Source organism: Coralloluteibacterium thermophilum (assembly GCF_042654365.1).
GTDB classification, from domain to species: Bacteria; Pseudomonadota; Gammaproteobacteria; order Xanthomonadales; family Xanthomonadaceae; genus Coralloluteibacterium; species Coralloluteibacterium thermophilum.
Genome location: NZ_JBHSGG010000002.1, coordinates 121495 through 147301 on the forward strand (window position 1 = coordinate 121495; position 25807 = coordinate 147301).

At 72.1% G+C, this 25807-nt stretch carries 24 protein-coding genes; 11 read left to right on the forward strand and 13 right to left on the reverse strand.

The genetic code is table 11. The features are described 5' to 3' along the window. Positions 1-11 precede the first annotated feature (11 nt). Both ACFO3Q_RS00985 and ACFO3Q_RS00990 read left to right on the forward strand, forming a co-directional pair. Entirely contained in the window at positions 12-248 is a 237-nt protein-coding gene (locus ACFO3Q_RS00985; protein WP_377002986.1) for a K+/H+ antiporter subunit F, read from the forward strand. Then, complete coding sequence (locus ACFO3Q_RS00990) at positions 245-592, forward strand: Na+/H+ antiporter subunit G (RefSeq protein ID WP_377002691.1); 348 nt, start codon at positions 245-247, stop codon at positions 590-592. The genes ACFO3Q_RS00985 and ACFO3Q_RS00990 overlap by 4 nt, the downstream gene beginning before the upstream one ends. A 7-nt stretch (positions 593-599) precedes the next feature. Here ACFO3Q_RS00990 and ACFO3Q_RS00995 read toward each other — a convergent pair whose 3' ends face one another. Genes ACFO3Q_RS00995 through hmgA form a run of 3 tightly spaced genes read right to left on the reverse strand, consistent with a single transcriptional unit; the run spans position 600 to position 3557 of the window. Continuing rightward, positions 600-1514: a universal stress protein gene (locus ACFO3Q_RS00995; protein WP_377002692.1), complete on the reverse strand. Its 915-nt coding sequence runs from the start codon at positions 1512-1514 to the stop codon at positions 600-602. A gap of 34 nt (positions 1515-1548) precedes the next feature. Further along, on the reverse strand, positions 1549-2208 hold the full coding sequence (locus ACFO3Q_RS01000; protein ID WP_377002693.1) for a hypothetical protein: 660 nt from the start codon (positions 2206-2208) through the stop codon (positions 1549-1551). Between the two features lie 53 nt (positions 2209-2261). Beyond that, a complete protein-coding gene (gene hmgA / locus ACFO3Q_RS01005) occupies positions 2262-3557 on the reverse strand; it encodes a homogentisate 1,2-dioxygenase (RefSeq protein WP_377002695.1) in 1296 nt (431 codons plus the stop codon). A gap of 100 nt (positions 3558-3657) precedes the next feature. Between hmgA and ACFO3Q_RS01010 the strand changes: the two genes are divergently transcribed. Beyond that, on the forward strand, positions 3658-4044 hold the full coding sequence (locus ACFO3Q_RS01010; RefSeq protein ID WP_377002696.1) for a DUF5362 domain-containing protein: 387 nt from the start codon (positions 3658-3660) through the stop codon (positions 4042-4044). A gap of 53 nt (positions 4045-4097) precedes the next feature. On the opposite strand, the gene hppD is transcribed toward ACFO3Q_RS01010, so the two are convergent. Continuing rightward, positions 4098-5198 (reverse strand): 4-hydroxyphenylpyruvate dioxygenase, encoded by a 1101-nt coding sequence (hppD, locus tag ACFO3Q_RS01015; RefSeq protein ID WP_377002698.1) that lies wholly within the window; start codon positions 5196-5198, stop codon positions 4098-4100. Positions 5199-5286: 88 nt separating this feature from the next. Here hppD and ACFO3Q_RS01020 point away from each other — a divergent pair, with 88 nt between their 5' ends. Further along, positions 5287-5793, forward strand: coding sequence for a MarR family winged helix-turn-helix transcriptional regulator (locus ACFO3Q_RS01020; RefSeq protein WP_377002700.1), 507 nt, complete (start codon positions 5287-5289; stop codon positions 5791-5793). Positions 5794-5874: 81 nt separating this feature from the next. Here ACFO3Q_RS01020 and ACFO3Q_RS01025 read toward each other — a convergent pair whose 3' ends face one another. From ACFO3Q_RS01025 to ACFO3Q_RS01035, 3 genes are all read right to left on the reverse strand, one after another. Further along, positions 5875-7458 carry a peptide MFS transporter gene (locus ACFO3Q_RS01025; RefSeq protein WP_377002702.1) on the reverse strand — a complete coding sequence of 528 codons (1584 nt, stop codon included), beginning with the start codon at positions 7456-7458 and terminating at the stop codon, positions 5875-5877. Between the two features lie 118 nt (positions 7459-7576). Beyond that, positions 7577-9151: an AbgT family transporter gene (locus ACFO3Q_RS01030; RefSeq protein WP_377002704.1), complete on the reverse strand. Its 1575-nt coding sequence runs from the start codon at positions 9149-9151 to the stop codon at positions 7577-7579. An 83-nt stretch (positions 9152-9234) separates the two neighbouring features. Continuing rightward, positions 9235-10098 carry a tryptophan 2,3-dioxygenase gene (locus tag ACFO3Q_RS01035; protein ID WP_377002705.1) on the reverse strand — a complete coding sequence of 288 codons (864 nt, stop codon included), beginning with the start codon at positions 10096-10098 and terminating at the stop codon, positions 9235-9237. Positions 10099-10496: 398 nt separating this feature from the next. Here ACFO3Q_RS01035 and ACFO3Q_RS01040 point away from each other — a divergent pair, with 398 nt between their 5' ends. The 4 genes from ACFO3Q_RS01040 to ACFO3Q_RS01055 all read left to right on the forward strand — a co-directional run bounded on the left by ACFO3Q_RS01040 (position 10497) and on the right by ACFO3Q_RS01055 (position 17630). Next, positions 10497-13934, forward strand: coding sequence for a lamin tail domain-containing protein (locus tag ACFO3Q_RS01040; protein ID WP_377002707.1), 3438 nt, complete (start codon positions 10497-10499; stop codon positions 13932-13934). 198 nt (positions 13935-14132) lie between these two features. Continuing rightward, positions 14133-15209, forward strand: coding sequence for a pyruvate dehydrogenase (acetyl-transferring) E1 component subunit alpha (pdhA, locus tag ACFO3Q_RS01045; protein ID WP_377002708.1), 1077 nt, complete (start codon positions 14133-14135; stop codon positions 15207-15209). Beyond that, positions 15206-16186 carry an alpha-ketoacid dehydrogenase subunit beta gene (locus ACFO3Q_RS01050; RefSeq protein WP_377002710.1) on the forward strand — a complete coding sequence of 327 codons (981 nt, stop codon included), beginning with the start codon at positions 15206-15208 and terminating at the stop codon, positions 16184-16186. The genes pdhA and ACFO3Q_RS01050 overlap by 4 nt, the downstream gene beginning before the upstream one ends. A gap of 46 nt (positions 16187-16232) precedes the next feature. Next, positions 16233-17630, forward strand: coding sequence for a dihydrolipoamide acetyltransferase family protein (locus ACFO3Q_RS01055; RefSeq protein WP_377002711.1), 1398 nt, complete (start codon positions 16233-16235; stop codon positions 17628-17630). A gap of 157 nt (positions 17631-17787) precedes the next feature. Here ACFO3Q_RS01055 and ACFO3Q_RS01060 read toward each other — a convergent pair whose 3' ends face one another. Continuing rightward, complete coding sequence (locus tag ACFO3Q_RS01060; protein ID WP_377002712.1) at positions 17788-19122, reverse strand: sodium-dependent transporter; 1335 nt, start codon at positions 19120-19122, stop codon at positions 17788-17790. Positions 19123-19285: 163 nt separating this feature from the next. Here ACFO3Q_RS01060 and ACFO3Q_RS01065 point away from each other — a divergent pair, with 163 nt between their 5' ends. Further along, positions 19286-19558 carry a hypothetical protein gene (locus tag ACFO3Q_RS01065; protein WP_377002714.1) on the forward strand — a complete coding sequence of 91 codons (273 nt, stop codon included), beginning with the start codon at positions 19286-19288 and terminating at the stop codon, positions 19556-19558. A gap of 94 nt (positions 19559-19652) precedes the next feature. Then, on the forward strand, positions 19653-20453 hold the full coding sequence (locus ACFO3Q_RS01070) for a DODA-type extradiol aromatic ring-opening family dioxygenase (RefSeq protein ID WP_377002716.1): 801 nt from the start codon (positions 19653-19655) through the stop codon (positions 20451-20453). Here ACFO3Q_RS01070 and ACFO3Q_RS01075 read toward each other — a convergent pair whose 3' ends face one another. Continuing rightward, positions 20454-22109 carry a M28 family metallopeptidase gene (locus tag ACFO3Q_RS01075; protein ID WP_377002718.1) on the reverse strand — a complete coding sequence of 552 codons (1656 nt, stop codon included), beginning with the start codon at positions 22107-22109 and terminating at the stop codon, positions 20454-20456. A 125-nt stretch (positions 22110-22234) separates the two neighbouring features. On the opposite strand from ACFO3Q_RS01075, the gene ACFO3Q_RS01080 reads away from it, so the two are divergent. Then, complete coding sequence (locus ACFO3Q_RS01080) at positions 22235-22618, forward strand: VOC family protein (protein ID WP_377002719.1); 384 nt, start codon at positions 22235-22237, stop codon at positions 22616-22618. Between the two features lie 102 nt (positions 22619-22720). On the opposite strand, the gene ACFO3Q_RS01085 is transcribed toward ACFO3Q_RS01080, so the two are convergent. The 4 genes from ACFO3Q_RS01085 to ACFO3Q_RS01100 are packed head-to-tail and all read right to left on the reverse strand — an operon-like array spanning position 22721 to position 25778. After that, a complete protein-coding gene (locus tag ACFO3Q_RS01085) occupies positions 22721-23674 on the reverse strand; it encodes an MBL fold metallo-hydrolase (protein WP_377002721.1) in 954 nt (317 codons plus the stop codon). Positions 23675-23699: 25 nt separating this feature from the next. Continuing rightward, positions 23700-24131: an HIT family protein gene (locus tag ACFO3Q_RS01090; protein ID WP_377002722.1), complete on the reverse strand. Its 432-nt coding sequence runs from the start codon at positions 24129-24131 to the stop codon at positions 23700-23702. Then, the gene (locus ACFO3Q_RS01095) at positions 24124-24438 is read right to left on the reverse strand and encodes a hypothetical protein (protein ID WP_377002723.1); all 315 of its coding nucleotides are present in this window, start codon (positions 24436-24438) and stop codon (positions 24124-24126) included. The genes ACFO3Q_RS01090 and ACFO3Q_RS01095 overlap by 8 nt, the downstream gene beginning before the upstream one ends. Beyond that, positions 24435-25778 (reverse strand): tryptophan--tRNA ligase, encoded by a 1344-nt coding sequence (locus tag ACFO3Q_RS01100; protein ID WP_377002724.1) that lies wholly within the window; start codon positions 25776-25778, stop codon positions 24435-24437. The genes ACFO3Q_RS01095 and ACFO3Q_RS01100 overlap by 4 nt, the downstream gene beginning before the upstream one ends. Positions 25779-25807: the final 29 nt, after the last annotated feature.

A 25807-nucleotide genomic window follows, 5' to 3' on the forward strand; every position in this document is an offset into this window, starting at 1 on the left:
CCGGCACCGCGATGGTCGCCGTCGCCGTGCTGCTGACCCTCTACCGACTGATCCGCGGGCCGTCGGCGCCGGACCGCATCCTTGCGCTCGACACCCTCTACATCAACACCATCGCGCTGCTGGTGCTGCTCGGCATCCAGCTCGACACCACCATGTACTTCGAGGCGGCGCTGATCATCGCGATGCTCGGCTTCGCCGGCACGCTGGCGCTGTGCAAGTACGTCATCCGCGGGAGGATCATCGAATGAACCCGTCCGTCGTCGTCGAGTTCCTGGTCTCCGCGCTGATCCTGGTCGGCGCCGGCTTCATGCTGGTCGGCTCGCTCGGGCTCGCCAAGCTGTCGGAGATCTACAAGCGCCTGCACGGGCCCGCCAAGGCCACCACCGTCGGCATCGGCGCCCTGCTGGTCGCCTCCATCGTGCGCCACACCCTCCTCGGGGAGGGACTGCACCTGCGCGAACTGCTGGTGACCGCCTTCCTGTTCCTCACCGCACCGGTCAGCGCCCACCTGATGGCGCGCGCGGCGCTGGCGCTCGATCCGGACGCGCGCCCGAAGATCCGCGAGGGCCGCGCACCCGCGCCGGAGGGCTGAGCGCCGCTCAGCCCTCCTCGCGACGCCCGGCGCGGCTCGCCCGGGGGTCGCGCACCAGCAGCACGTCGGTGCCGGCGCATTCGAGGATGCGTCGCGCCATGCTGCCCAGCACGATGTCGAACAGCGCGCCGCGGCCGTGGGTCGCGAGCAGCAGCAGGTCGGGGGCCCGCTCGCGCACGTGGTCGCGCAGCAGGCGCGCGGGATCGCCGTGCTCGACGACGATGTCCGCCGCCTGCCGCAGCGGCGCGGGCAGCCCCGCCTCCTCGAGCACCTCGCGCGCCTCCAGCATGGCCGCGCTGCGCGCCTCGGCCACCGCCTCCTCGCGGGAACGGTCGCGCAGCCCCAGCAGGGGCACGTCCACCGCATGGAACAGGGTCAGCCTGCCTTCGGGGAAGAAGGCCGCGCCCACCCGCAGGGCGTACCGCGAGGACGTCGAGAAATCGTTGGCCGCCACCATGGTCGCGTAGGGCCGGCGCGGCCGGTTCTGCACGACGAGCACCGGCAGCGTCGCGCGCCGCACCAGCCAGTCGACGGTGGTACCGAGCAGGCGGCGCCCCAGGGTCTCGTTGCGCGCCACGCCGGTGACGATCAGCCCGCAGTCGAACTCGAGCGCGGTCGCCAGCAGGGCCTCGCCCGGATGGCCCTCCTCGACCCGCAGGACCAGGTCCACGTCGTCGGCATCGGCATCCGCGCGCAGGCGCCGCAGCGCCGCCTCCAGCGGATCCGGGCGCTCCGGCACGTGGCCGGCGGCGGCTTCGGCCAGCAGTCGCACCGAGGGATCGAGCACGGTGAGCACCACCAGGCGGGCCTGCCACTGCCGGGCCAGGGCGACGGCGCGGTCGAGCGCGCGGTCGCAGCGGGCGCTGAGGTCGGTGGCCAGCAGGATGGCGCGGGGCGGGACGATGGGACTTGCTTCCGGCATCGGGGACTCCTCGGTTCCGGGCGGCACGGCCGCCTCAACTGCAGCCTTCGACGTAGTCGACCTGGGGCGGGATGCCCAGGCGCCACGCGGTCACGCGGCCGTCGGCGTCGGTGGCGAACACCAGGCGCGCATCGCCCTGGTCGGCGGGGACGGCCAGGTACTCGCCGCCCTCGACGTACTTGTGCGGGGTCCGCTGGAGGCGGTCGGGATAGCGCGCGGCGATCTCCGCGACCGACATGCCGACGGTGCCGCCGCCGGGGGCGACGATCTCGGGCGTGTCCACGTCCAGGCGCACGAACCGCCCGTCCTCCAGCATGAAGGCCAGCCGGAAGCCGTCGTCGCCCGCGGGGTACGGGAACAGATAACGGCAGCTCGCGCCCTCGGCGGCCGGCTGCTCGCGCATCTCGCGTCCCCAGGCCATGCGCAGGGCCTCCTCGTCGTCGCCGAACGCTGCGGGGCCGAAGCCCTCGAAGCCGACGACGTCGGACAGGCGCGCGACGGCGCTGCGCGTTCCGGACGCCCCTGCTCCGGGGACCGGCGTGGCCGACGCCGACGGCGCGGGCGCAGGTCCGGCATCGGCACCGGGCGGCAGCGGCGTGGACTGCGGCTCGGCGTCGGAGGTCGCGGGCGCACCGCAGGCGGTGAGCGCCGCGGCGAGGCCCAGGATCAGACAACAGCGGATCGGCGACGGCATGGGCGAGGCTCCGGTCGGGGCGCCCAGCCTACCGCGCCCCGGTGTCGCCATCGTCAGCGCGCGGCCGGATCGAAGTGCCTGCGCAGTCCCTGCCAGCACTCGAAGTAGTCGGCCTGCCGCTCCGGCGCATCCATGGCCTGCGCCGTCGGGCACAGCACGCCGCGCGTCTCGAACATGAAGGCCATGGTGTCGGCGATCACGTCGGGCTTCGAAAGATCGGCATTCGACGCCTTCTCGAAGGTCGCCGCATCCGGGCCGTGTCCGCTCATGCAGTTGTGCAGCGAGGCCGCGCCCGGCACGAAGCCCTCCGCCTTGGCGTCGTAGGCGCCGTGCACCAGGCCCATGAACTCGCTGGCGACGTTGCGGTGGAACCACGGCGGACGGAAGGTGTCCTGCGCCACCAGCCAGCGCGGCGGGAAGATCGCGAAGTCCATGTTCGCCGTGCCGTGGGTGTCGCTGGGCGCGGTGAGCACGGTGAAGATCGACGGGTCCGGATGGTCGAAGCTGATCGAGCCGATGGTGTTGAAACGGCGCAGGTCGTAGCGGTACGGCGCGCTGTTGCCGTGCCAGGCCACCACGTCGCAGGGCGAGTGCCCGATGGCCGCGCGCCACAGGCGACCCTGGAACTTGGCGACGAGGGCGAAGTCGCCCTCGCGGTCCTCGTACGCGGCCACCGGCGTCTCGAAGTCGCGCGGGTTGGCCAGTCCGTTGGCGCCGATCGGCCCGAGGTCGGGAAGCCGCAGGGCGATGCCGAAGTTCTCGCACACGTAGCCGCGCGCCTCGCCGTCGGGCAGGTCCACCGCGAAGCGCAGCCCGCGCGGGATCACCGCGATCTGCTGCGGCTCGACCTCGAGCGTGCCCAGCTCGGTGCGGATGCGCAGGCGCCCGAGCTGCGGGACGATCAGCAGCTCGCCGTCGGCGTCGTAGAACCAGCGTCCGTCCATGTCGCGGTTCGCCGTGTAGACGTGGATGCCCACCCCGCTGTGCGCGGCCGGCGAGCCGTTGCCCGCGACGGTGAACAGGCCCTCGACGAAGTCGGTGGGCGCCTGCGGCAGGGGCCGCGGGCTCCAGCGGAGCTGGTTGGGCGTCGGCGGCACCTCGTCGAACCGGTTGTGGAAGGCGCCCGCGGGCATGGCCTCGAACGGCCGGTGCAGCACCGACGGGCGGATGCGGTACATCCAGGTGCGCCGGTTCTCCGCGCGCGGCGCGGTGAAGGCGGTGCTGGAGAACTGCTCCGCATAGAGCCCGTAGGCCACCTTCTGCGGGGAGTTGCGGCCGACCGGCAGCGCGCCTTCGAGCGCTTCCGTCGCGAAGTGATTGCCGAAACCGCTGAGATAGGACGTCGACATGCCGATGCTCCGCAAGGCACGGCGCCGTGGCGCCGGTTGTTAATCTATGTGAGCGTGGCGCGAAGGCCGCGCGCACACCAGCCAATCAGGGGAAACCACTGTGATCTCATCCGAAAGCGCCGTCGCGCCACGTCCCGGCACGCCCTCCGTCGCGGAACTCGCCCGGCCTCTGGCCGCCGGCAAGGGCTGGCTCAAGTTCGTCGGCATCATGTTCATCGTGCAGGGCGCGCTGACGGCCCTCTCCATCGTCGGCATCCTCATCGCCTGGCTGCCGATCTGGATCGGCGTGCTGGTGATGCAGAGCGCGAACGCCATCGAGGAGGCCGTGCGGAACGACGACGCCGCGGCGCTGCGGACGGCCCTGTCCAAGCTGAGGACCTACTTCGTCATCCAGGGCGTGCTGTTCCTCGTCGGCCTCGCCCTGATCGTGCTGTACGTCTTCGTCTTCGGCGCGGCGATGCTGGCGATGTTCGGCCAGGTGCGTTGACGACGTGAACCGAGGACGGAGACGGCGCCATGCCGTCTCCGTCGGCAGGGGGGTCAGAGCACGCCGCGCTTCATCTGGTCGCGCTCGATCGACTCGAACAGCGCCTGGAAGTTGCCCTCGCCGAAGCCCTCGTTGCCCTTGCGCTGGATGATCTCGAAGAAGATCGGCCCGAACGCGTTCTGGGTGAAGATCTGCAGCAGCTTGCGCTGCTTCGTCTCCGGGTCGGCGTCGATCAGGATCCTGTTCTTCGCCAGGCGCGGCACGTCCTCGCCGTGGTCGGGGATGCGCTGGTCGATAACCTCGAAGTAGGTGTCCGGCGTGTCGAGGAACGCGATGCCGGCCGCCCGCATCTTCTCCACGGACTCGTAGATGTCGTCGGTGAACAGCGCGATGTGCTGGATGCCCTCACCCTTGTAGTCGCGCAGGTACTCGTTGATCTGGCTCTTCTCGTCCGAGGACTCGTTGAGCGGGATGCGCACCACGCCGTCCGGCGCGGTCATGGCCTTCGACAGCAGGCCGGTCTTGGCGCCCTTGATGTCGAAGTAGCGGATCTCGCGGAAGTTGAACAGCTTCTCGTAGTAGTCCGACCACTTCTGCATGTTCCCGAGGAACAGGTTGTGGGTGAGGTGGTCGATGAAGGTCAGTCCGAAGCCGCGCGGGTGCTGCTCGACGCCCGGCAGCGGCTCGTAGTCGGCGTAGACGTCGGCGCTGCCGTCGTCGATCAGGTACAGCATGCAGTCGCCGATGCCCTTGATCGCGGGGAAGCCCACCGCGCCGGTCTCGGCCTTGTGGTCGGCCTTCTCGCCGCCGTTGGCGAGCACGTGCTCGAGCACCTCGGCCGGGCTCTTCCGGAAGCGGATCGCGAAGCCGCAGGCCGAAGGCCCATGCTTGGCGGCGAAGTCCGCGGCGAACGAATCCGGCTCCTCGTTGAGCAGGAAGTTGATCGTGCCCTGGCGGAACAGGGTGATCGCGCGCGCGCGGTGCTTCGCGACGGCGGTGAAGCCGAGGTTCTCCAGGTAGCTGCGCATGCGCGGCCCCTGCCCCTCCGGCGCGGCGAACTCGACGAACTCGAAGCCGTTGATGCCCATCGGGTTGTCGAAGGTGGTCGGCTGCATGCCCAGGTTGGGGGCGGTCGTCTGCGGCTGTGCGCTCATGGCGGTTCCTCGCGTGCGGGGGACGGCTTGCGCCGGGGAGAGGGTCGTTATAGTTTCAGAGGTAACCAATTGCAAGGCGCAGCGCAACGTGGCCGACGCTCCCTCCACCCTGAAGCTCGAGTCCTTCCTGCCCTACCGGCTCAGCGTGCTGTCCAACCGGATCAGCTCGGCCATCGCCCAGCTCTATTCCGAGCGCTACGGCCTGACCGTCACCGAATGGCGGGTCGTGGCGGTGCTGGCCCGCTTCCCCGACCTCTCGGCCAACGACGTGGCGCGGCGCACGGCCATGGACAAGGTGGCGGTGAGCCGCGCGGTGGCGCGGCTGCTGGAGGCGGGGCGGATCGAGCGCGAGACCGCCGACGGCGACCGCCGCCGTTCGGTGCTGCGGCTGTCCGCCGAGGGGCTGCGCATCCATCGCGAGGTGGCGCCGCTGGCGCTGGCCTTCGAACGCCGCCTGCTGGCCGGCATGGGCGCCGGGGAGCGCGCGCTCCTGCTGCAGATGTTCGACCGCCTCGACGGGCTGGACATGGATGCCGAGCTCGCCGCCGCCTGCGCGCAGGCCGGGACGGAGGCGACGACGGCCGGCGCGGCCTGAGCGCAGGCCGCTCCCGGCACGCCATCCGCAAACGAGAACGGCCCGGACCCGCGGATGCGGGCCCGGGCCGTCCGGCATCGGTCAGGGCTTGCGCTCGGACTTGATGTCGACGCCCGCGGCGAGCGGCTCGCCGATCTCGTTCTGGCCGGCGAGCGAGGGCTCCTCGTCCTTCAGCGTGTCCAGGTGCATCAGGCGGCGGATCAGCGGCGCCACCAGGATCATGAACACACCGACCCCGACGGCCAGCCAGCCGACGTTGGAATACACCTCCATGACCCGCTCGACGCCGCCGCCCTCGCTTCCGGTGGCGGCCGAGATCAGGCCCGCCGCGAAGTTGCCGGTGGCGGAGGCGAAGAACCAGGTGCCCATGATCAGGCTGGCCATGTGCGACGGCGCGAGGCGGTTCATGGCCGACAGGCCGACCGGCGACAGGCACAGCTCGCCCGTCGTGTGCAGCAGGTAGATCAGGAAGATGAACAGCACCGGCGTCAGGTTGCCGCTGCCCACGCTGGCGGTACCGGCGACGAGCACCAGGAAGCCGAGGCCGACCTGGATCACCGCCAGGGCGAACTTGACCGGCGTCGAGGGCTCCCAGCCCCGCTTGCCCAGCCACAGCCACAGCATCGCGAACACCGGAGCGAGCGCGATGATGTAGATCGCGTTGAGCGACTGGAACATCGAGGCCGGGACCTCCCAGCCGAAGATGTGGCGGTCGACCGAGCGGTCGGTGAACAGGTTCAGGGAGGCGCCCGCCTGCTCGAACAGCGCCCAGAACAGGATCGAACCGATGATCAGGATCAGCGCCGCGATGATGCGGTCGCGGTCCTCGCGCGGCAGCTTGAACACCGAGGTATACAGCACGTAGGCGACCAGGATCGCGCCCGCGGTGCCCAGCAGGTAGCCGACGAGCTGCTGGTACTGGATCAGCAGCCAGACCACGCCGACGGCCAGCAGGCTCAGTGCGTACAGCAGCCACTCGAAGCGCACGCCCATGACCGGCTGCGCCAGCCGTACCGGATCGCGCGACTCACCCCGCCCCATCAGCAGCGGTTTGCCCAGCACGAACACCACCAGGCCCAGCAGCATGCCGACGCCCGCCGCGCCGAAGCCCCAGGCCCAGCCGTAGGTCTGGCCCAGGTAGCCGGCGATCAGCGAACCCAGTGCGGCACCCAGGTTGATGCCCATGTAGAAGATCGTGTACGCCGGGTCGCGCCGGATGTCGGTACGCGGGTAGAGCTGGCCGACCATCACCGAGATGTTGGCCTTCAGGAAGCCCGAGCCGACGATGATGAAGGCCAGCGCCAGCCAGAAGACATTGAGTTCGACAGCGCCCTGCCCGCCGTCGCCTTCGAAGGCCATCAGGAAGTGACCGAAGGTCAGCAGCACGGCACCGAACAGCACCGCCTTGCGTTGCCCGAGGTAGCGGTCGGCCAGATAGCCGCCGACCACCGGCGCGATGTAGACCAGCGCGGTGTAGGCGCCGTAGATCACCGAGGCCTCGGAGTCCGAGAACATCCAGTGCTGGACGAGGTAGAAGATCAGCAGCGCGCGCATGCCGTAGTAGGAGAAGCGCTCCCACATCTCGGCGAAGAACAGCACGAACAGGCCGCGCGGATGCCCGAGGATGGTCTTCTGCTCCTCGGCGGCGTACGGGTTGCTGGACACTCGATCGACTCCTGAACGGTAGGCGCCCGCCGACGGGCGGCGCGCTAACGGGCTAACTTAGCCGCTGGGGGGGCATTAAGGAAAGAGAACGGCTTGTGAAGCCGCCGCTCCCTCCGGGTCATGTCCCCACGGGATAGCCCAGGCTCGCGCCGACGCCGAGCGGCAGGCCCAGCGCCCACCAGCCGAGCAGGAAGGTGGTCCACACCAGCAGCAGGGCGATGGAGTACGGCAGCATGAGCGCGATCAGGGTGCCGATGCCGCTCGACTTCACGTAGCGCTGGCAGAACACCACGATCAGCGGGAAGTACGGCAGCAGCGGGGTGACGATGTTGGTGCTGGAGTCGCCCACGCGGTAGGCCGCCTGGGTGAGGTCGGGCGAGACGCCGAGCTGCATCAGCATCGGCACCATGACCGCGCCGATCAGCGCCCACTTCGCCGAGGCGGAGCCCACCACCAGGTTCACGAAGCCCGACAGCAGCACGATGCCGACCAGGGTCACCGCCATGGGCATGCCCATGGCCTCCAGCCCGTTGGCACCCTTGATCGCCAGCAGCGCACCGAGGTTGGACTGGCCGAAGGCGTAGATGAACTGCGCGGCGAAGAAGGCCATCACGATGTAGTAGCCCATGCCGCTCATGGCCTTGGCCATGCCCTGCACCACGTCGCGGTGGCTCTTCACGGTGCCGGCGACGTAGCCGTAGAGCACGCCGGGGATCACGAAGAAGATGAAGATCAGCGGCACGATCGACTGCATCAGCGGCGCGCTCGCCACCAGCAGCTCGCCGGCGTCGGCGGCATCCGGCGGCGCGCGCCACGGCGAGCCTTCCGGCAGGCTGGTCAGCACCAGGGCGCCCACCAGCAGCACCATCGAGGCCACCGCCACCAGGAGGCCGCGCCGCTCGCGCGGCGCCAGGGCGTTCATCGCCGGCATCTCGCTCATGTCGCCGTCCACCGGGGTGCCGCGCAGGCGCGGCTCGATGATGCGGTCGGTGAGGAACCAGCCGAGCAGGACGATCAGCACCGTCGACGCGGTGGTGAAGTAGTAGTTGTTCAGCGGGCTGATCACGATGTCGGGATCGATCAGCCGTGCCGCTTCCTGGGTGAGGCCCGCGAGCAGCGGGTCCAGGCTGGACGGGATGAAGGTCGCCGAGAACCCGCCGGAGACGCCGGCGAAGGCCGCCGCCACGCCGGCCAGCGGATGCCGTCCCGCCGCGTAGAAGATCACCGCGCCCAGCGGGATCACCAGCACGTAGCCGGCGTCCACCGCGACGTGGCTGAACACGCCGACCGCGATCAGCACCGGCGTCAGCAGCATGCGCGGGGTCACCGCGAGCACCGCGCGCAGCGCGGCGTTGATGAAGCCGGTGTGCTCGGCGACGCCGAGGCCGAGCATCGCCACCAGGACCACGCCCAGCGGCGCGAAGTTGACGAAGGTCGAGACCATGGTGGCCAGGAAGGCCGTCAGGCTGACGCCGTGCAGCAGGTTCACCACCTCGATCGGCGCGCCCGTGCGCGGGTTGATCTCGTCGAACTGCACGTTCGACAGCAGCGCCGAGACCACCCAGACCACGACCATCAGCAGCAGGAACAGCACGGCCGGGTCCGGCAGCCGGTTGCCCACGCGTTCGATGACGTCGAGCGAACGCGTCATCCAGTTCTTCTGCGCCGCGGCTGCGGTCGTCGGCTCCGTCATGCGGGCTCCCCCAGGTTCGTCGATCGGATGCGGCCCCGCCGGGGCCAGCGCCGCATCCTAGCAGCCACGCCGCCCCGTGCCCGTCAGCGCGGCGGCGCCCCCAGCACCGTCCGCACCTCGAACAGCTCGGGGAAGAAGCTCAGGTCCAGCGCCCTGCGCAGGAACCCCACCCCCGAGGAGCCGCCGGTGCCGCGGCGGAAGCCGATGATGCGCTCGACCGTCTTCAGGTGCCGGAAGCGCCAGTGCTGGAAATTGACCTCCAGGTCGACCAGCTGCTCGCACAGGTCGTAGGCCGACCACCAGGTGGCGGTGTCCTCGTAGATGCGCCGGAACACCTCGACCAGGGCCGGCGTGTGCGGATGCGGCTGGCTGAAGTCGCGGGCGATGCACGCGGCGGGAACCGCGTGGCCCTGCCGCGCGAGGTGCTGCAGGAAGAGGTCGTAGAGGCTGGGCGCCTCGAGGGCCGCGCGCAGCCGCGCATGCGCCGGCGGGTCGTGCTCGAACACCTCCAGCATCCGCGCGTTCTTGTTGCCGAGCAGGAACTCGATCTGGCGGTACTGCAGCGACTGGAAGCCGGAGGCCGGTCCGAGCACGTCGCGGAACTGCAGATAGTCCGAGGGCGTGAGGGTCTCCAGCACCGACCACTGCTCGATCAACTGGCGCTGCACCTGCTTGATGCGGGCGAAGATCTTCTGGCACGGGCCGGTCTCGTCCCGGGCCAGGTGGGCCATCGCGGCCTGCAGCTCGTGGATGACCAGCTTGAGCCACAGCTCGGCCACCTGGTGCTGGACGATGAACAGCATCTCGTCGTGATGCGGCGGGTCCGACAGCGGCTGCTGGGCCGACAGCAGGGTGTCGATGCGCAGGTAGCCGCCGTAGCTCAGGCGGTCGTGCAGGTCGGTGGTGATGCCCGCCTCGAGGGGGCGCTGGGTGCGGTCGTCGCTCATGGAAATCCCGTGCGGCCGCGCGGCGAACACCCCGCCGGCGGGAACGCAAGGGTAGACCGGATCGTCCCGCGCCGCGCCCGGCGGACGAACGGCATGTCATTCCGTGCCAGGGCCGGCCATTGGCACGGAATGACAACCCCTCGCCTCCGCGGCCGGATTTCCCGGCGGATCGGCACGCCAGCTTGTCATTGCGTGCCGAGGGCGAGCCGCGGCGCGCCCCATGGCACGCAATGACAAGAACTGCGCCGATCTGCGTCGATCGGCACTCGACGTCGGCAACATTCCGGCAATGGGCGCGCCGCTAGACTCCGGCCACCGCCGCGCCAGAGTGCGCGCTTCGTCAGGACCGGACGCCCACGGAAGGGCCCGCCCCGGTCCTCCTCAGGGAGTGGGAATCCATGCGACTTCTTGCGCGACTGCCGGTGCTCGCCGGCCTGGCGGCGGCCTTGGCCGCGACGCCGGCCGCGGCCGAGGTGGTCATCAGCCAGGTCTACGGCGGCGGCGGCAACAGCGGCGCCCCGTACAACCGCGACTACGTCGAGCTGTTCAACGCGGGCGCCGTCCCGGTGTCGCTCGGCGGCAAGTCCGTCCAGTACGCCAGCGCCACCGGCACCGGCGCCTTCGGCAACAACGCCGTGGCGCTGCCGGCGACCACGCTCCAGCCGGGGCAGTACTTCCTGCTCGCGCTGGCGAGCGGCGCGAACGGCGCGGCCCTGCCGGCGCCCGACGCCACCGGCGGCATCAACATGAGCGCCACCGCGGGCAAGGTCGCCCTGGTGGACAGCGCGGAGGGCCTGGCCTGCAACGGCGGCAGCGCCCCGTGCACGCCGGCGCAGCTCGCCCTGATCGACGATCTCGTCGGCTTCGGCAACGCCAACTTCTACGCGGGCAGCGGCCCGGCGCCGGCGCTCAGCAACACCACCGCGGGCTTCCGCGCCGGCGGCGGCTGCACCGACACCGGCGACAACGCCGCGGACTTCGCGACCGGCGCGCCCGCGCCGCGCAACAGCGCCACCTCCGCCAGCCCCTGCGGCGGCCCGGGCCAGCCTGTGCTGTCGATCGCCGATGCCAGCATCGTCGCCGGCCAGGGCGACCTGCTGCAGTTCGACGTGACCCTGTCGCAGGCGGCCGAGGTGCCGGTCACCTTCGACATCCAGACCCTCGACGGCAGCGCCATCGCCGGCGTGCACTACGTCGCCGCCAGCGTGACCGGCGCCACCATCGCGCCCGGCGCGCTCAGCTACAGCTTCGACGTGCAGGTGCTGGGCAACGACGAGGACGGCACCACCAGAACCTTCACCGTCAGCCTCGACAACGTCGAGGGCGCCCTGCCCGGCAACGCGGTCGCGACCGGCAGCATCGTCAACGACACCGTGGTGCTGACCCCGATCGGCGAGATCAACCCGCCGCCGGGCACGCGCAGCTCGCCGCGGCTCGGCCAGCATGTGACGGTGGAAGGCATCGTCACGGCGCGCCGCTTCAACAACGGCTTCTTCGTGCAGACCGCCGACGGCGAGGACGACGGCGACCCGCAGACCTCGGAAGGCCTGTTCGTCTTCACCAGCAGCGCTCCGCCGGCGACCGCCGCGGTGGGCAACCGCGTCCGCGTGACCGGCACCGTCTCCGAGTACGTGCCGTCGGCCGCGCCCTGGCAGTTGCCGCTGACCCAGCTCGTCGACCCGCAGGTGAGCGTGGTCTCCGGCGGCAACCCGCTGCCGGCGCCGGTCGTGCTGGGCGCCGAGTTCTCGGCCTCGGCCGCGATCGACGCCGCCGGCCGCTACCTGGGCATGCGCGTGGCCGCGCCGGCCATCGAGGTCGTCTCGCCCTCCAACGGCAGCGGCGTGTTCTTCGGCGTGCTGCCCGGCCAGGCCCGGCCCTTCCGCGAGCCCGGCGTGCCGGTCACCCAGCTCGAGCTCGAGAACTTCTACCCCGAGCACCTGAACCCGCCCGTGTTCGACACCAACCCGGAGCGCATCCGCGTCGCCAGCCGCGGGCAGGTCGACGCGCCGCTGCTGGTGGTGGACGCCGGGGCGCGGGTCGAGGGCCTGGTCGGCGTGCTCGACTACGGCTTCGAGACCTACAGCCTGCTGCCCGACCCGGGCGCGCCGGTCGTCGTCGACGACAGCGCCGTCGGTCCCCGCTTCTCGGCGGAGCCGGCCCCGGAGGCCTTCACCATCGCCAGCTACAACCTGCAGGGGCTGGCGGCGAACGACGCGCGCTACGACCGCTTCGCCGAGCAGATCTGCGACGGCCTGCATGCACCCGACATCATCGGCGTGTCCGAGGCGAACAGCCTCGCCGCGCTGCAGGGCCTGGCCGCACGCATCGGCGGCGGCGCGGTGACCGCCTGCGTCGAGGCGGGCGCGCAGTACGAGGCGTACCTGATCCCGGGACCGTCGGCGAGCATCCACGTCGGCTTCCTGGTCAAGACCACGCCGGTCGCACCCGGCGTGCGCCGGGTCAGCGTGCAGGGCGTGACCCAGTACGGCGCCGCCGACCAGCTGCCGGGCGGCGGCGTGCTCAACGACCGCCCGCCGCTGCTGCTGGAGGCCACGGTGCACTTCGCCGACGGCCGCAGCGAACCGGTCACGGTCATCGCCAACCACCTGCGCTCGCTCATCAACGCCAACACCCCGGGCGCCGAGGGCGACCGCGTGCGCGCCAAGCGGGCCGCCCAGGCCAGCTACCTCGCGCAGCTGATCGAGGACCGCCAGAACGCCGACCCCGGCGAGCGCATCGTGGTGCTGGGCGACCTCAACGCCTTCGAGTTCAACGACGGCCTGGTCGACACCCTCGGCATCATCACGGGCCGCGAGGCCGCCAACGACGAGGTCTGGTACTTCGAGGACAGCCCGGTGAGCGTGCCGCTGACCAACCTCGTGGGCACCGCGCCGGCGGGGGAGCGCTACAGCTACACCTACGACGGCAACGCGCAGAACCTCGACCACATCGTCGCCAACCAGGCGATCCTCGACGACTTCCCGGAGACCTTCCTGTCGCACGGACGCTTCAACGCCGACTTCGCGGTGGCGCGCGGCAACGAGCCCAACGTCCTGCGCCTGTCCGACCACGACCCGATCGTCGCGCACTTCGCGCCGGGCGCCGCGCCCGCGCCGGAGGCCGACCTCGGCATCGCCGTGGCGGCGGATGCCGCGGAGGTCGTCGCGGGCGAACTGGCGGGCTTCACCGTGACCGTCGGCAACGCCGGCCCCGACGCGGCGGACGCCGCGGTGACGCTGCAGGTCGGCGCCGCCCCCGCCGCACTCACGGTGGACGCGCCGGCGGGCTGGAGCTGCGCGGCGCCGGTCGCCGAGGGCAGCGGCAGCCGCGTCGCCTGCGAAGCGGACGCCCTGGCCGCGGGCAGCGAACAGGCCCTGCTGGTCCTGGTCGCGACGGTCGAGGCGGACGCGGGCCGCGCGGTCTCGCTGCAGGCGGGTGTCAGCACCTCCGCCATCGACGGCAACCCGGCCAACGACGCCGACACCGCCTCGGTGGCCGTGGTGGCGGTCCCGGTGCCGGAGATCCCGGCCCTGCGCGACGGCGTGCTGGTGACCAACCTCGCCGGCGCCGCCGGCGACGGCCTGCTGTACCGCATCGAGGTGCCCGCCACGGCGAAGAACCTGCGCTTCCTCAGCGCCGCGGGCACGGGCAACGTGTCGCTCTACGTCGCGCACGAGGCGATTCCCACGCCGGCCCGCCACGACCACGCCTCGACCCGCCCCGGCAACAACGAGACGGTGGTGGTGCCGCGGCCGCAGCCGGGCACCTGGTACGTGCTGGTGCACGGCGAGACCAGCTTCAACCGCGTGACCCTGCGCGGCAGCTTCAACCCGTAGCATCGCGACATCGCACCGCGAGGACGCCCGGCACCCGCCGGGCGTCTTCGTTTCCGGCGCGCGGCGACCCGGTTCACGCCGTGCGCAGGCCGGCGCAAGCACAGTGCGCGATCCCATCGCACGCTGCATTGCAGCTCGCGATCGCCCCGGCTCCGCTCCTACCATTGCCGGGTTTTGCCGCCTTCGAGGAGGGCCCGAGTGACGACCGTCGCCACGTTCGAGATCGAACACCTGCAGTACATGGACGCGGACGGACGCCTGGTCCGCGACGATCTTCCGGAGTTCGCCCGCGACACCGCGGCGCTGGTGGAGCTCTACAGACAGATGCTGCGCGTGCGCAGCTTCGACACCAAGGCCGTCGCGCTCCAGCGCACCGGCAAGCTGGGCACCTACGCCTCCTGCCTCGGCCACGAGGCCACCCACGTCGGCATCGGCTCGGCCATGCAGTACGACGACGTGCTCGCGCCGAGCTACCGCGAGTACGGCGCGCAGTTCATGCGCGGGGTCAAGCCGCGCGAGGTGCTGATGTACTGGGGCGGCGACGAGCGCGGCAACGACTTCTCCGGCCCCGCGCACGACTATCCGTGGTGCGTGCCGATCGGGACCCAGTGCCTGCACGCCGCGGGCGCGGCGCTCGCCTTCAAGCTGCGCGGCGAGGCGCGCGTGGCGGTCGCCTGCGTCGGCGACGGCGGCAGCTCCAAGACCGACACCTACGCCGCGATCAACTCCGCCGGCGCCTACGGGCTGCCGTTCGTGCAGTGCATCATCAACAACCAGTGGGCGATCTCGGTGCCGCGCAGGGCGCAGACCGGCGCGCCCACGCTGGCGCAGAAGGGTCTGGCCGGCGGCCTGGAAGCGATCCAGGTCGACGGCAACGACATCATCGCCGTGCGCGTCGCCATGGACGCGGCGCTGGCGCGCGCGCGCAGCGGCCAGGGCGGCAGCGTCATCGAGTTCGTCACCTACCGCCTCTCCGACCACACCACCGCCGACGATGCGCGCCGCTACCGCGACGACGCCGAGGTCAAGGCGGCCTGGGAGCGCGAGCCGATGAAGCGCCTGCGCGCCTACCTGGTCGGCGCGGGCGCATGGAGCGACGCGCAGGAGACCGAATGGAAGGCGGCCTGCGCCGCCGAGATCGACGCCGAGGTCGATGCCTACCTCGCGACGCGCGCCCAGCCGCTGGAATCCATGTTCGACCATCTCTACGCAGACATGCCCGAGGATCTCGCCCGCCAGCGCCAGGCCGCGCTCGACTGGGAGGCCGGCCGATGAGCGCCATCACCCTGATCGAGGCCATCACCCAAGCGCTCGCCTACGAGATGCGCACCGACGACTCGGTGCTGGTGCTGGGCGAGGACGTGGGCGTCAACGGCGGCGTGTTCCGCGCCACCGCGGGCCTGCAGAAGCAGTTCGGCGAAGGCCGCGTGCTCGACACCCCGCTGGACGAGACGACCATCGCCGGCCTCACCGTCGGCCTCGCCAGCCAGGGCATGAAGCCGGTGGCCGAGGTGCAGTTCGACGGCTTCGTCTATCCCATGCTGGACCACATCGTCTGCCACGCCGCGCGCTTCCGTAACCGCACGCGCGGGCGGCTCACCTGCCCGATGGTGCTGCGCGTGCCGTGGGGCGGCGGCATCCGTGCCCCCGAGCATCACTCGGAGGCCAACGAGGCGATGTTCACCAACGTGCCGGGCCTGCGCGTGGTGCTGCCCTCGTCGCCGCAGCGCGCCTACGGCCTGCTGCTGGCCGCGATCCGCGACCCGGACCCGGTCATCTACATGGAGCCCAAGCGCATCTACCGCCAGTACAAGGAGGAGGTGCCCGACGACGGCGAGGCACTGCCGCTGGACGTGTGCTTCGTGCTGCGCGATGGCGCCGACGTGACCCTGGTGACCTGGGGCGCGCAGGTGAAGGAGTGCCTGGAGGCCGCCGACGCGCTCGAGGCCGAGGGCATCAGCGCCGAGGTCATCGACGTGGCCACGCTCAAGCCGCTGGACTTCGACACCATCGCCGAGTCCGTCTCGCGCACCGGCCGCTGCGTCATCGTGCACGAGGCCGCGCGCACCGGCGGCTTCGGCGCGGAGATCGCCGCGCGCCTCGCCGAGCACTCGATGTACGACCTGGTCGCGCCGGTCGAGCGCGTGACCGGCTACGACGTGCCGATCCCGCTGTTCCGGCTCGAGATGAAGTACCTGCCGAGCGTCGACCGCATCGTCGCCGCCGCGAAGCGCACGCTCGCCGCCAGCTGACCGACAACCACGGCCGCGCCCGCGCGCCGCAGTACGAGGACACACCATGAGCAACACCCGCGCCTTCCACCTGCCCGACCTCGGCGAGGGCCTGCCGGACGCCGAGATCGTCGAGTGGCACGTCAAGGTCGGCGACACCGTCCGCCTGGACGAGCCGCTGGTCTCGATGGAGACCGCCAAGGCGGTGGTCGACGTGCCCTCGCCGTTCTCCGGCACCGTGGTCTCCCTGGCGGGCGGCCCCGGCGACGTGATCGCCACCGGCGCCGTGCTCGCGGAGTTCGAGATCGACGCCAGCGCGCCGCAGCGCGCCGACGCCCAGGACACCGGCCACGGGCATGGCCACGCCCCGCCCAAGGGCGCCGGCGCCCCGGCCGCGGCCCGGGCGCCCGACGCCGATGCCGGCGACGCGAGCGTGGTCGCGTCCGACGAGGGCGGCGAGATCGCCGAGTCGGGCGAGACGCGCGACGACGCCGGTACCGTGGTGGGCGCGATGGAATCCTCCGACCGCGTGCACACCGAGCGCGCCAGCAGCGCGGGCGGCGTCAAGGCCATGCCGGCGGTGCGCGCGCTCGCGCGCAAGCTGAAGGTGGACCTCGCGCGCGTCGCTCCGACCGGCGCCGACGGCGTGGTGACGATGGCCGACGTCAAGAAGGCCGCCGCCGAGGGCAGCGCGCCGCTCGGCGCGACGCCGCGCCCCACGCCGCGCGCCGAGGCGGACGGACGGGCGCCTTCGGCACCGGCACCGGCCCCGACGCCAGCCCCCGCGCCGGCGGCTGCGCCTGCCGCACGCGGCGACGCGGAGCAGAAGGACGTGGACGCGCCGATCCGGGGCGTGCGCCGCAACATGGTCCGCACCATGAGCCAGGCCCACGCCGAGGTGGTGCCGACCACGCTCATGGACGACGCCGACATCCACGCCTGGGCGCCGGGCGAGGACATCACCGCGCGCCTGATCCGCGCCATCGTGGTCGCCTCGGACGCGGTGCCGGCGCTCAACTCCTGGCTCAACGCGAAGGAGGGCACGATCCGCCGGCACTCGCGCGTCGACGTCGGCATCGCCGTGGACACCCCCGACGGCCTGCTGGTGGCCGCGCTGCGCAACTGCGAGCGGCTCGAACCCAAGCAGGTCCGCGCCGGCATCAGCCGCATCCGCGACATGGCCAAGGCGCGGAGCATCCCGCCGGAGGAGATGCGCGACTACACCATCATGCTGTCCAACTTCGGCGTGTTCGCCGGCAAGTACGCCACCCCCGTCGTGGTGCCGCCGTGCGTGGCCATCGTCGGCGCCGGCCGCCTGTTCCACGAGGTGGTGCCGGTGATGGGCGGCCTGGAGACGCACCGCATCATGCCGATCTCCCTGACCTTCGATCACCGCGCCGCCACCGGCGGCGAAGCCGCCCGCTTCCTGAAGGCGCTGCTGGATGATCTGAGGCGGGGGAGCTGAGGGTCGATGGAGCGGGAAGCGGGAAGTGGGAATCGGGACCTGATGGTCATGAGTGCGCCGGACCCGCTCGACTCGCCCTGAAGCGCACCAGTCGAAGCGTCAGCGTCTCAAGGACCCGAACCCGCCAGGTCCCCATTCCCGATTCCCCATTCCCGCTTCACCCAAAAAGCTTCACCCCCCACAACCCCAGTATCACCGCCGGCGCGACCACGCCCGCCACGACGCGCACGGCGCGGACGTGGAGCGGGTCGGGCTGGCCTTCCGCGGCGCCCAGCTGGAGGCGCACGCGCGGCCAGGCGAGCCAGCAGGCGAACACGGCGATGCCGGCCGCGCCCAGCGGCAGGGCGATGTTGGACACGAAGTAGTCCATCACCTCGAACACGGTGCGGCCGCCCAGCGTCGCGCCGGACCAGGGTCCGAACGACAGCGCGGCCGGCACGCCCGCGGCGAACACCAGCAGGGCGGTGAGCGCGCTGACCGGCCGGCGCCGCCAGCCGAAGCGGTCGCCGAGGGAGGCGGCCACCAGCTCCAGCATGGAGATGGCCGAGGTCAGCGCCGCGACGCTCAGCAGCAGGAAGAACAGCACCGCGAAGACCTGCCCGGCCGGCAGGTAGGCGAACACCGCGGGCATCACGATGAAGGACAGGCCCGGCCCCTCGGCCGGGCTCATGCCGAGGGCGAAGACGGGGGGCAGCACCATCAGGCCGCCGAGGATGGACGCCAGCGTCGCCAGCGCCACCACCCACGCCGCGGCACGCGGCAGCTGCACCCCGGGCCCGACGTAGGAGCCGTACAGCAGCATGGTGCCGATGCCGGTGGACAGCGAGAACAGCGCCAGGCCGATGGCCTCGACCACCACGGCCGGCGTGAGCGCCCCGAAGTCCGGCACGAGGAACACGCGCAGTCCCGCGGACGCACCCGGCAGGGTGAGCCCGCGGACGATGAGCACCAGCATCAGCAGGAACAGCAGGGGCATGAGCAGCTTGCTGACCGCCTCGATGCCCTTCTGCACGCCGCCCAGCACCACCAGCGTGGTCAGCCCGATGAAGGCCGCGAGCCAGCCCACGCTCCACCGGGGATCGGCCGAGAAGGCGCCGAAGGCCGCGCCCAGACGCTCGCGGTCCGCGGTGACGATGCTCCCGTCCAGCGCCTGCGCCAGGTAGCCGAGCGTCCAGCCGCCGACCACGCTGTAGAACGAGAACAGCACGAAGCCGCCCACCACGCCCCACCAGCCGAGGGCCGACCAGGCCGGCCGCCCCAGTACCGCGTAGGCGCGCAGGCCGCCGTGCTGCGAGGCGCGGCCGATCGCCATCTCCACCAGCAGCAGGCACAGGCCGAGGGTGAAGATCAGCGCGATGGTCAGCAGCAGGAAGGCGCCGCCGCCGTTCTGGCCCGCCACATAGGGGAACTTCCAGATGGCGCCGAGGCCGACGGCCGAGCCCGCGGACGCGAGGATGAAACCGAGCCGCGAGGCCCACTGCGAATTGCTCATGCGACTCCCGAGGCGCGAAGGGCGCGCCGAGCGACGATTAGACCAGAGGCGGCGACGCCCCGGCATCGGTCGCGGGTCATGCCAGGACGTTCTTCGCGTGCACGATGCGGTGCCTCCCGGCACACTGCGCCGCCCCGCCCGATGCACGCCGGAAGGAGGCCCGATGGCCGACAGCTTCACCCGCCACGAGACCTACGAGGGCTACGCCATCGCCATCCGCGCCCGCCGCGACGCCGATGCCGACGGCTGGGAGCTGCGCGTGGACGTGCTCAACCCCGAGGGCGTCCGCTGCGCCCCCTCCAACCGCCTGCACGACGTGCATGGCGAGACCGAGGCCGACGTCGCCGAGGTCGGCTTCGAACGCGCCCGCCAGATCGTCTACGAGGTCCAGCAGTACGGCCTCGAGCACCTGACCCGCCCGCCGGCGGAGGACTGAGCCCGACGGGAAGCAGCGTCCCATCGGCACCGCGCTTGCGCCGGCGGCGCGGCGAGCGCATGTGGACCGCAACGACCGCCGCCGGAGCCTCCCGATGCAGCCGCACCGCCTGCCCGCCTTCTTCGTGCCGCACGGCGCGGGGCCCTGCTTCTTCATGGACTGGAACCCGCCCGACGCATGGACGCGCACCGCCGCCTTCCTGCGCGGGATCGCAGCGACCCTGCCGACCCGGCCTCGGGCGGTGCTGCTGGTGTCCGCGCACTGGCAGGCACCGGCCTTCACCGTCGGCAGCGGCGCCGCGCCGGCCCTCATCTACGACTATCGCGGTTTCCCGCCGCACACGTACGCGCTGCGCTACGACGCGCCCGGCGCCCCCGCGCTGGCGCAGCGCGCGCACGCCCTGCTGGCCGGCGCCGGACTGCCCGCGGCCGCCGACCCCGCACGCGGCTTCGACCACGGCGTCTTCGTGCCGCTGAAGGTCATGCTGCCGGACGCCGACGTACCGGTGGCGCCGCTGTCCCTGCGCCGCGACCTCGATCCCGCCGCGCACCTCGCCGCAGGCGAAGCGCTGGCGCCGCTGCGCGACGACGGCGTGCTGATCGTCGGCAGCGGCATGAGCTTCCACAACATGCGCGGCTACGGCGACCCGCGCTTCGGCCCGATCTCGGACGCCTTCGACGCCTGGCTCGCGGAGACCGTCGAAGCCGCGCCCGCGGAACGCGCCGCGCGCCTCGCCGCCTGGACCGACGCTCCGTCGGCCCGCCTCTGCCACCCGCCCGGCGGCGAGGAGCACCTGCTTCCGCTGATGGTCGCCGCAGGCACCGGCGGCCCCGGCCGGCGCGTCTTCAGCGATCGCGTGATGGAGACGACGCTCTCGGCGTTCCGGTTCGACTGATCACCGCCGCGCCGCGGCGCTCTTCTCGCGCTCGGCGCGGAACTCGGCGTCGGGGTCCCATTCGGGCCAGCGCCCGGACTCGGCGATGTCGCGGACGAGGCGGTAGACGGTGGTGACGTCGGCGACGGGGCCGCGCAGGTCCCAGCTGTCGTCGAAGACGTCGGCGGGCTGGTGGTAGCGCCTGGCGAAGTAGTCGGCGCGGGCGGCACGGCCGGCCTCGACGCCGCCGTCGAGCATGTCCGAGCCGGGGCCGACGGTGATGGCGGGCACGCCCGCCTGGGCGAAGGCGAAGTGGTCGGCGCGGTAGAAGAACCCGGCTTCGAGATTGGGGTCCTGCGACCACACGCGGCCGTCGAGCGCGGCGGCGCGGGCGATGTCCCGTTCCAGCGAGACGCGGCCGATGCCCCAGGTGGAGATGTCGCGGGTCGGGCCGTCCGGGCTCCACATCTCGATGTTGACGACGGCGGCAGTGGTCTCCAGCGGCCGCAGCGGGTTCGCGACGTAGTGCCGCGCGCCGAGCAGGCCGCTCTCCTCCGCGGTCGGGGCGAAGAACAGCAGGGAGCGCGCCGGCCGCTCCCCGGCGGCGAACACGCGCGCCAGCTCGATCATCGAGGCCAGCGCCGTAGCGTTGTCCACCGCACCGCGGTAGATGCGGTTGCCCTCCGCATCGGGCTCGCCGACGCCGAAGTGGTCCCAGTGCCCGGAAACGATCACCGTCTCCTGCGGACGCGATGCGCCCGGCAGCACGCCCAGCACGTTGCGGCTGACGATGCGGTCGTGCTTCACGTCGAAGGCCGCCGACAGCGTCGCCCCCTCGATCGGCACCGGCCGGAAGCCCTGCCGCTGCGCGCGCGCCTTGAGGGCCTCGAAGTCGAGCCCCGCGTCGCGGAACAGCGCCACCGCGAGGTCGCGCTGGATCCAGCCGCGGATGCGCAGGTGGGCCCGGTCGGCGTCGGGCCGCACGATGTCGTACTGCGGTCCCGCCCGGCCGTTGCGCACCGTTTCCCAGCCGTAGGCGGCCGGCGCGGTCTCGTGGACGATCAGCACGCCGGTCGCGCCACGACGCGCGGCCTCCTCGTACTTGTAGCTCCACCGCCCGTAGTAGGTGATGGCCCTGCCGCCGAACAGGCCGGGCTCCGGCGTCTCGAAGTCCGGGTCGTTGATGAGCACCACGGCGATCCTCCCCGCGAGATCCAGGCCGGCGTAGTCGTCCCAGCCCAGCTCGGGCGCGTGCACGCCGTAGCCGACGAAGACCAGCGGCACGTCGGCCAGTTCGACGCGCGGCGCGGGATGCAGGGTCTCGATCGCGATCTCCTCGCCGCGCGTCAGCACGTGCGTCTCGCCGCCGACCGTCAGCCGCAGCGAGACCGGCCCGTCGATCTCGCTGCGCGCGAGCTGCACGCGCTGGGTCCATCCGCCGTCCTCGCCCGCGGGCTCGAGCCCGGCCTCGCGGAAGGCCTCCGCCAGATAGGCGACCGTCCTCTCCTCGCCCTCGGTGGCGGGCGCGCGACCGGCGAAGGCGTCCGAGGTGAAGGCGCGCATGTGGCGCGCGAACCGCTCCGCGTCGATGCCGCCGCCGGGCACGGGATCAGCGGCGAGGACGGTGGCGGAGGCGGTGGCGGTGGCGAGCAGGAGGAACGGAAGGATCGGACGCATGGACGGCACTCGCGGAAGGACCGCCGCCGAGCCTACGGCATCCGTCGGCCGGCGGTCCGCACCGCGTCAATACGCGGCGCCCGCCCGGCACTACACTCCGGCGGAAAACGGGGAGGAGCATCCGCATGCCGCACCACAGCCGCCTGAGCAGCCTCGTCCTGGATTGCCCGGTCGAGGATCTCGCCGAGGCCGCCGCGTTCTGGAGCCGTGCGCTCGGCAAGAAGATCGCCAGCGTCGACCAGGACGGCGACGGGCGCTACGCCGAACTCGAGACGGCCGAGGACGAGCCCATCATCCTGCTGCAGAAGGTGGACCATGCCGCACGCGTGCACCTGGACATCGAGAGCGACGACATCGACGCCGAGGCCGACCGCCTGGAAGCGCTCGGCGCGCGCCGCATCGGCTTCGTCAAGCGCTGGTGGGTGATGGAGGCGCCCAGCGGCCACCGCTTCTGCGTCGTGCGCCGGCAGCGCGAGCGGTTCGGGCCACATCTGAACCGCTGGGAGTAGGACGCCGCCACGCCGTGGGCGAGGCGACGTATCGGACGCGGGAAACGAGGGAGAAGCGCACGTGCTCCCGCACTCCGTTTCCCGCTCCTCATGCCTCGCTCCTCAAGTACGTCCTTCCTCCGCCGCCCGCGCCGCCCAGATCAGCAGCCCCTGCGCGTTGAGGACGATGTCGCCGGCGAGCTGCGCGCGCATGGCCCCACGGTCGGCAGCCGGGTCGTGGGCGCGCAGCTGCTCGAAGTAGAAGTCCTCCAGCGCGCCCTGCAGCCAGGCCGCGCGCTCCGCCTCCGGCCGCTGCATGGCCTCGCGCGCCAGCGCCGCCATGCGCTCGACCTGGACGACGAGCAGGTCGCCCAGGCGCTCGCCGTCGGTCACGGCACCGTAGTGGCCGAGGTGGATGGCCCCGGGCCGGTGCCCGAGGATGCGGCGGATCGAGGCGATCATCGGTCCCGGCTCGAACTGCACCGGCGAGGTGGTCGGCACGATCCACGGCGTGCCGTCGGCGCGGTCGAACTCGCGGTAGGACAGGCCGAAGGCGTCGCCCGCGAACACGCTGCGGCTGGCGGGGTCCCAGACGCTCAGGTGGTGCCGCGCGTGGCCGGGCGTGTCGAAGCAGTGCAGCGCGCGGCCGGCGAGGTCGACCACGTGCCCGTCCGGCGCCTCGACGATGCGCTCCGCCGGCACCGGTACCACCTCGCCGTAGCTGCGCGCGATCTCCTCTTCGCCGTAGACCGCGGTGGCGCCCGCCACCAGGCGCGAGGGATCGACCATGTGCCGCGCGCCGCGCGGATGCACCACCAGGCGCGCGTTCGGCAGGACCGCCATCAGGGCGCCGGCGCCGCCGGCGTGGTCGAGATGCACGTGGGTGAGCACCACCCAGTCCACGTCCTCCGGCGCCAGGCCCGCCGCCTCCAGCGCCGCGAGGTGCTGGGGCAGGGAGTGGCGGGTGCCGGTGTCCACGAAGGCGCCCCGCCCGTTCTCGACCACCAGGTAGGCGGTGCAGAACGCGGGCTTCTGGAACAGGGTGTCGATCGCGTGGATGCCGTGCGGGCTGGGCATGGAGCCTCCGGATGACGGTGCGGGATCAGGTGCGGGCGAGCGCCGCGCGCAGGGCCGCGGCCGCGGCGTCCAGCGCCGCCCGCGGCGCGACGCCGGGCGCGCGCGGCATCGCGATGCCGTCATCGGCGTGCCGTGGATTGACGTGCAGGTGGACGTGGAAGACGGTCTGGCCGCCCGCCTCGCCGTCGCACAGGACCAGGGTCGCGCCTTCGCAGCGCAGGCCGCTGGCGCGCTGCGCCGCGACGATGCGCTGCGCGACCTGGAACAGGTGCCCCGCGGTCGCGGGCGGCAGCTCGGCGAGGTCGGTCACATGCGCGTTGGGCACCACGAGCGTGTGCCCGGTGGTCATGAGCTCGATGCTCATGAACGCCGTGCACAGCTCATCGGCGTGGACGACGCTGGCCTCGGCGCGGCCCGCGACGATCTCGCAGAACACGCAGGAGGCCGCTTCAGCCACGGACGAGTTTCGCGCGCAGCGGCCAGGCCACCAGCAGCACGACGAGGAAGGCCGCGTAGGAGGTGAGGCTCGCCAGCACCTGCCGCCAGATCGCACCGACCTCGGGCGCGGCCGCGCCGAGCGCATAGCCCCACTGGGTGGCGGCGATGCTGGCGACCACCGCCAGCAGCAGCGCGGCGACGTCGAAGCCGATGCGCGCGGCGCCACGGCGCGCCGGGCGCGGGTAGAACCAGAACAGCACGCCCAGGATCAGGAACCAGGGGATGAACAGGATGAAGGCGAGGTTGAGCTCGACCGCCGCGTTCATGCCGCCCCCTTGGCTCCTGCCTTGGCGGCATCGGCCGCGGCCAGCGCGGCAAGCGCCTGCGCCACGGCATCGCGGTCGAGCGCCTGCGCCTCCTCGACCAAGGCGAGGTCGAACGCGTCCAGCCCGTCGCGGCGCAGCCGCGCCAGCGCCTGGCCGCAGTCCCGCGGCGCGGGGAAGGCCACACTGGTCAGCAGCACCCGGCCGTCGCCGTCGACCAGCTTGAAGTGGAAGCCGTCGTCCTCGCGGTACTGCTTGACGCTCGGCAGCGCACCGCCACGGGCGCCCTCGCCGCCCGCCGCCACGCCGGCCGACAGCGGGCCGAGCCCCACCGCGAGGCGGATGCCCTCCAGCAGCGGCGTCGCCAGCGCGCGGGCGCGCGCGGCACCGGCGCGCAGCACGTCCTCGATATCGTCCGGCCGCGCCATCAGCGCCGCGTACTTCTCGCGCATCGGCGCCACCTCGCGCTCGATCCGCTCGGCCAGCCGCGCCTTGGCCTCGCCCCAGGAGATCCCGTCGGCGAAGGCCTGGCGCATGGCCGCGGTCTCCTCGGCGTCGGCGAAGGCCTGGTAGATCTGGAACACGTTGGAGCCGGTGTCCTTGGGCGCGTCGGCCGCGCTGGAGTCGGTGACGATGCCGGCGATGAGCCTGCGCACGGCCGCCGGTTCGGCGAACAGCGGGATGGTGTTGTCGTAGCTCTTGGACATCTTGCGGCCGTCGAGGCCGGGCAGCGTCGCCACGTTCTCCTCGATCGCCACCTCCGGCAGCACGAAGGGCTCGCCGGCGCGACCGACGCGGCGCCAGGCCTCGCCGTAGAGGTGGTTGAAGCGCTGCCCAATGTCGCGCGCCATCTCGATGTGCTGGATCTGGTCGCGGCCCACCGGCACCGAGTGGGCGTTGAAGGCGAGGATGTCGGCCGCCATCAGCACCGGGTACATGTACAGCCCCGCGGTGACGCCGGCGTCCGGGTCCTCGCCCGCCTCCTCGTTGCGGTCCACGGCGGCCTTGTAGGCGTGGGCGCGGTTGAGCAGGCCCTTGGCCGCGACGCAGGTGAGGTACCAGGTCAGCTCCGGGATCTCCGGGATGTCCGACTGCCGGTAGAAGGTGACCCGCTCGGGATCGAGCCCGCAGGCCAGCCAGGTCGCGGCGATCTCCAGCCGCGAGCGCGCGACGCGGGCCGGGTCCTCGCACTTGATCAGCGCATGGTAGTCGGCGAGGAAGAAGAAGCTGTCCACGCCCTCGGCGCGGCTGGCGCGGATGGCCGGGCGGATCGCGCCGACGTAGTTGCCGAGGTGGGGAGTGCCGGTGGTGGTGATGCCGGTCAGGACGCGGGTGCTGCCCATGGATCGAGAACGCGAAGCGGATGAACCGG

Excerpts from the sequence above, each read along its gene's own strand:
- ACFO3Q_RS01000 (WP_377002693.1), bottom strand. The coding sequence starts at position 2,208 with ATGCCGTCGCCGATCCGCTGTTGTCTGATCCTGGGCCTCGCCGCGGCG.
- ACFO3Q_RS00995 (WP_377002692.1), bottom strand. The coding sequence starts at position 1,514 with ATGCCGGAAGCAAGTCCCATCGTCCCGCCCCGCGCCATCCTGCTGGCC.
- ACFO3Q_RS01055 (WP_377002711.1), top strand. The coding sequence starts at position 16,233 with ATGAGCAACACCCGCGCCTTCCACCTGCCCGACCTCGGCGAGGGCCTG.
- ACFO3Q_RS01065 (WP_377002714.1), top strand. The coding sequence starts at position 19,286 with ATGGCCGACAGCTTCACCCGCCACGAGACCTACGAGGGCTACGCCATC.
- ACFO3Q_RS01085 (WP_377002721.1), bottom strand. The coding sequence starts at position 23,674 with ATGCCCAGCCCGCACGGCATCCACGCGATCGACACCCTGTTCCAGAAG.
- ACFO3Q_RS01075 (WP_377002718.1), bottom strand. The coding sequence starts at position 22,109 with ATGCGTCCGATCCTTCCGTTCCTCCTGCTCGCCACCGCCACCGCCTCC.
- ACFO3Q_RS01095 (WP_377002723.1), bottom strand. The coding sequence starts at position 24,438 with ATGAACGCGGCGGTCGAGCTCAACCTCGCCTTCATCCTGTTCATCCCC.
- hmgA (WP_377002695.1), bottom strand. The coding sequence starts at position 3,557 with ATGTCGACGTCCTATCTCAGCGGTTTCGGCAATCACTTCGCGACGGAA.
- ACFO3Q_RS01070 (WP_377002716.1), top strand. The coding sequence starts at position 19,653 with ATGCAGCCGCACCGCCTGCCCGCCTTCTTCGTGCCGCACGGCGCGGGG.
- ACFO3Q_RS01080 (WP_377002719.1), top strand. The coding sequence starts at position 22,235 with ATGCCGCACCACAGCCGCCTGAGCAGCCTCGTCCTGGATTGCCCGGTC.
- ACFO3Q_RS01035 (WP_377002705.1), bottom strand. The coding sequence starts at position 10,098 with ATGAGCGACGACCGCACCCAGCGCCCCCTCGAGGCGGGCATCACCACC.
- ACFO3Q_RS01060 (WP_377002712.1), bottom strand. The coding sequence starts at position 19,122 with ATGAGCAATTCGCAGTGGGCCTCGCGGCTCGGTTTCATCCTCGCGTCC.
- hppD (WP_377002698.1), bottom strand. The coding sequence starts at position 5,198 with ATGAGCGCACAGCCGCAGACGACCGCCCCCAACCTGGGCATGCAGCCG.
- ACFO3Q_RS01050 (WP_377002710.1), top strand. The coding sequence starts at position 15,206 with ATGAGCGCCATCACCCTGATCGAGGCCATCACCCAAGCGCTCGCCTAC.
- ACFO3Q_RS00990 (WP_377002691.1), top strand. The coding sequence starts at position 245 with ATGAACCCGTCCGTCGTCGTCGAGTTCCTGGTCTCCGCGCTGATCCTG.
- ACFO3Q_RS00985 (WP_377002986.1), top strand. The coding sequence starts at position 12 with ATGGTCGCCGTCGCCGTGCTGCTGACCCTCTACCGACTGATCCGCGGG.
- ACFO3Q_RS01040 (WP_377002707.1), top strand. The coding sequence starts at position 10,497 with ATGCGACTTCTTGCGCGACTGCCGGTGCTCGCCGGCCTGGCGGCGGCC.
- ACFO3Q_RS01030 (WP_377002704.1), bottom strand. The coding sequence starts at position 9,151 with ATGACGGAGCCGACGACCGCAGCCGCGGCGCAGAAGAACTGGATGACG.
- ACFO3Q_RS01100 (WP_377002724.1), bottom strand. The coding sequence starts at position 25,778 with ATGGGCAGCACCCGCGTCCTGACCGGCATCACCACCACCGGCACTCCC.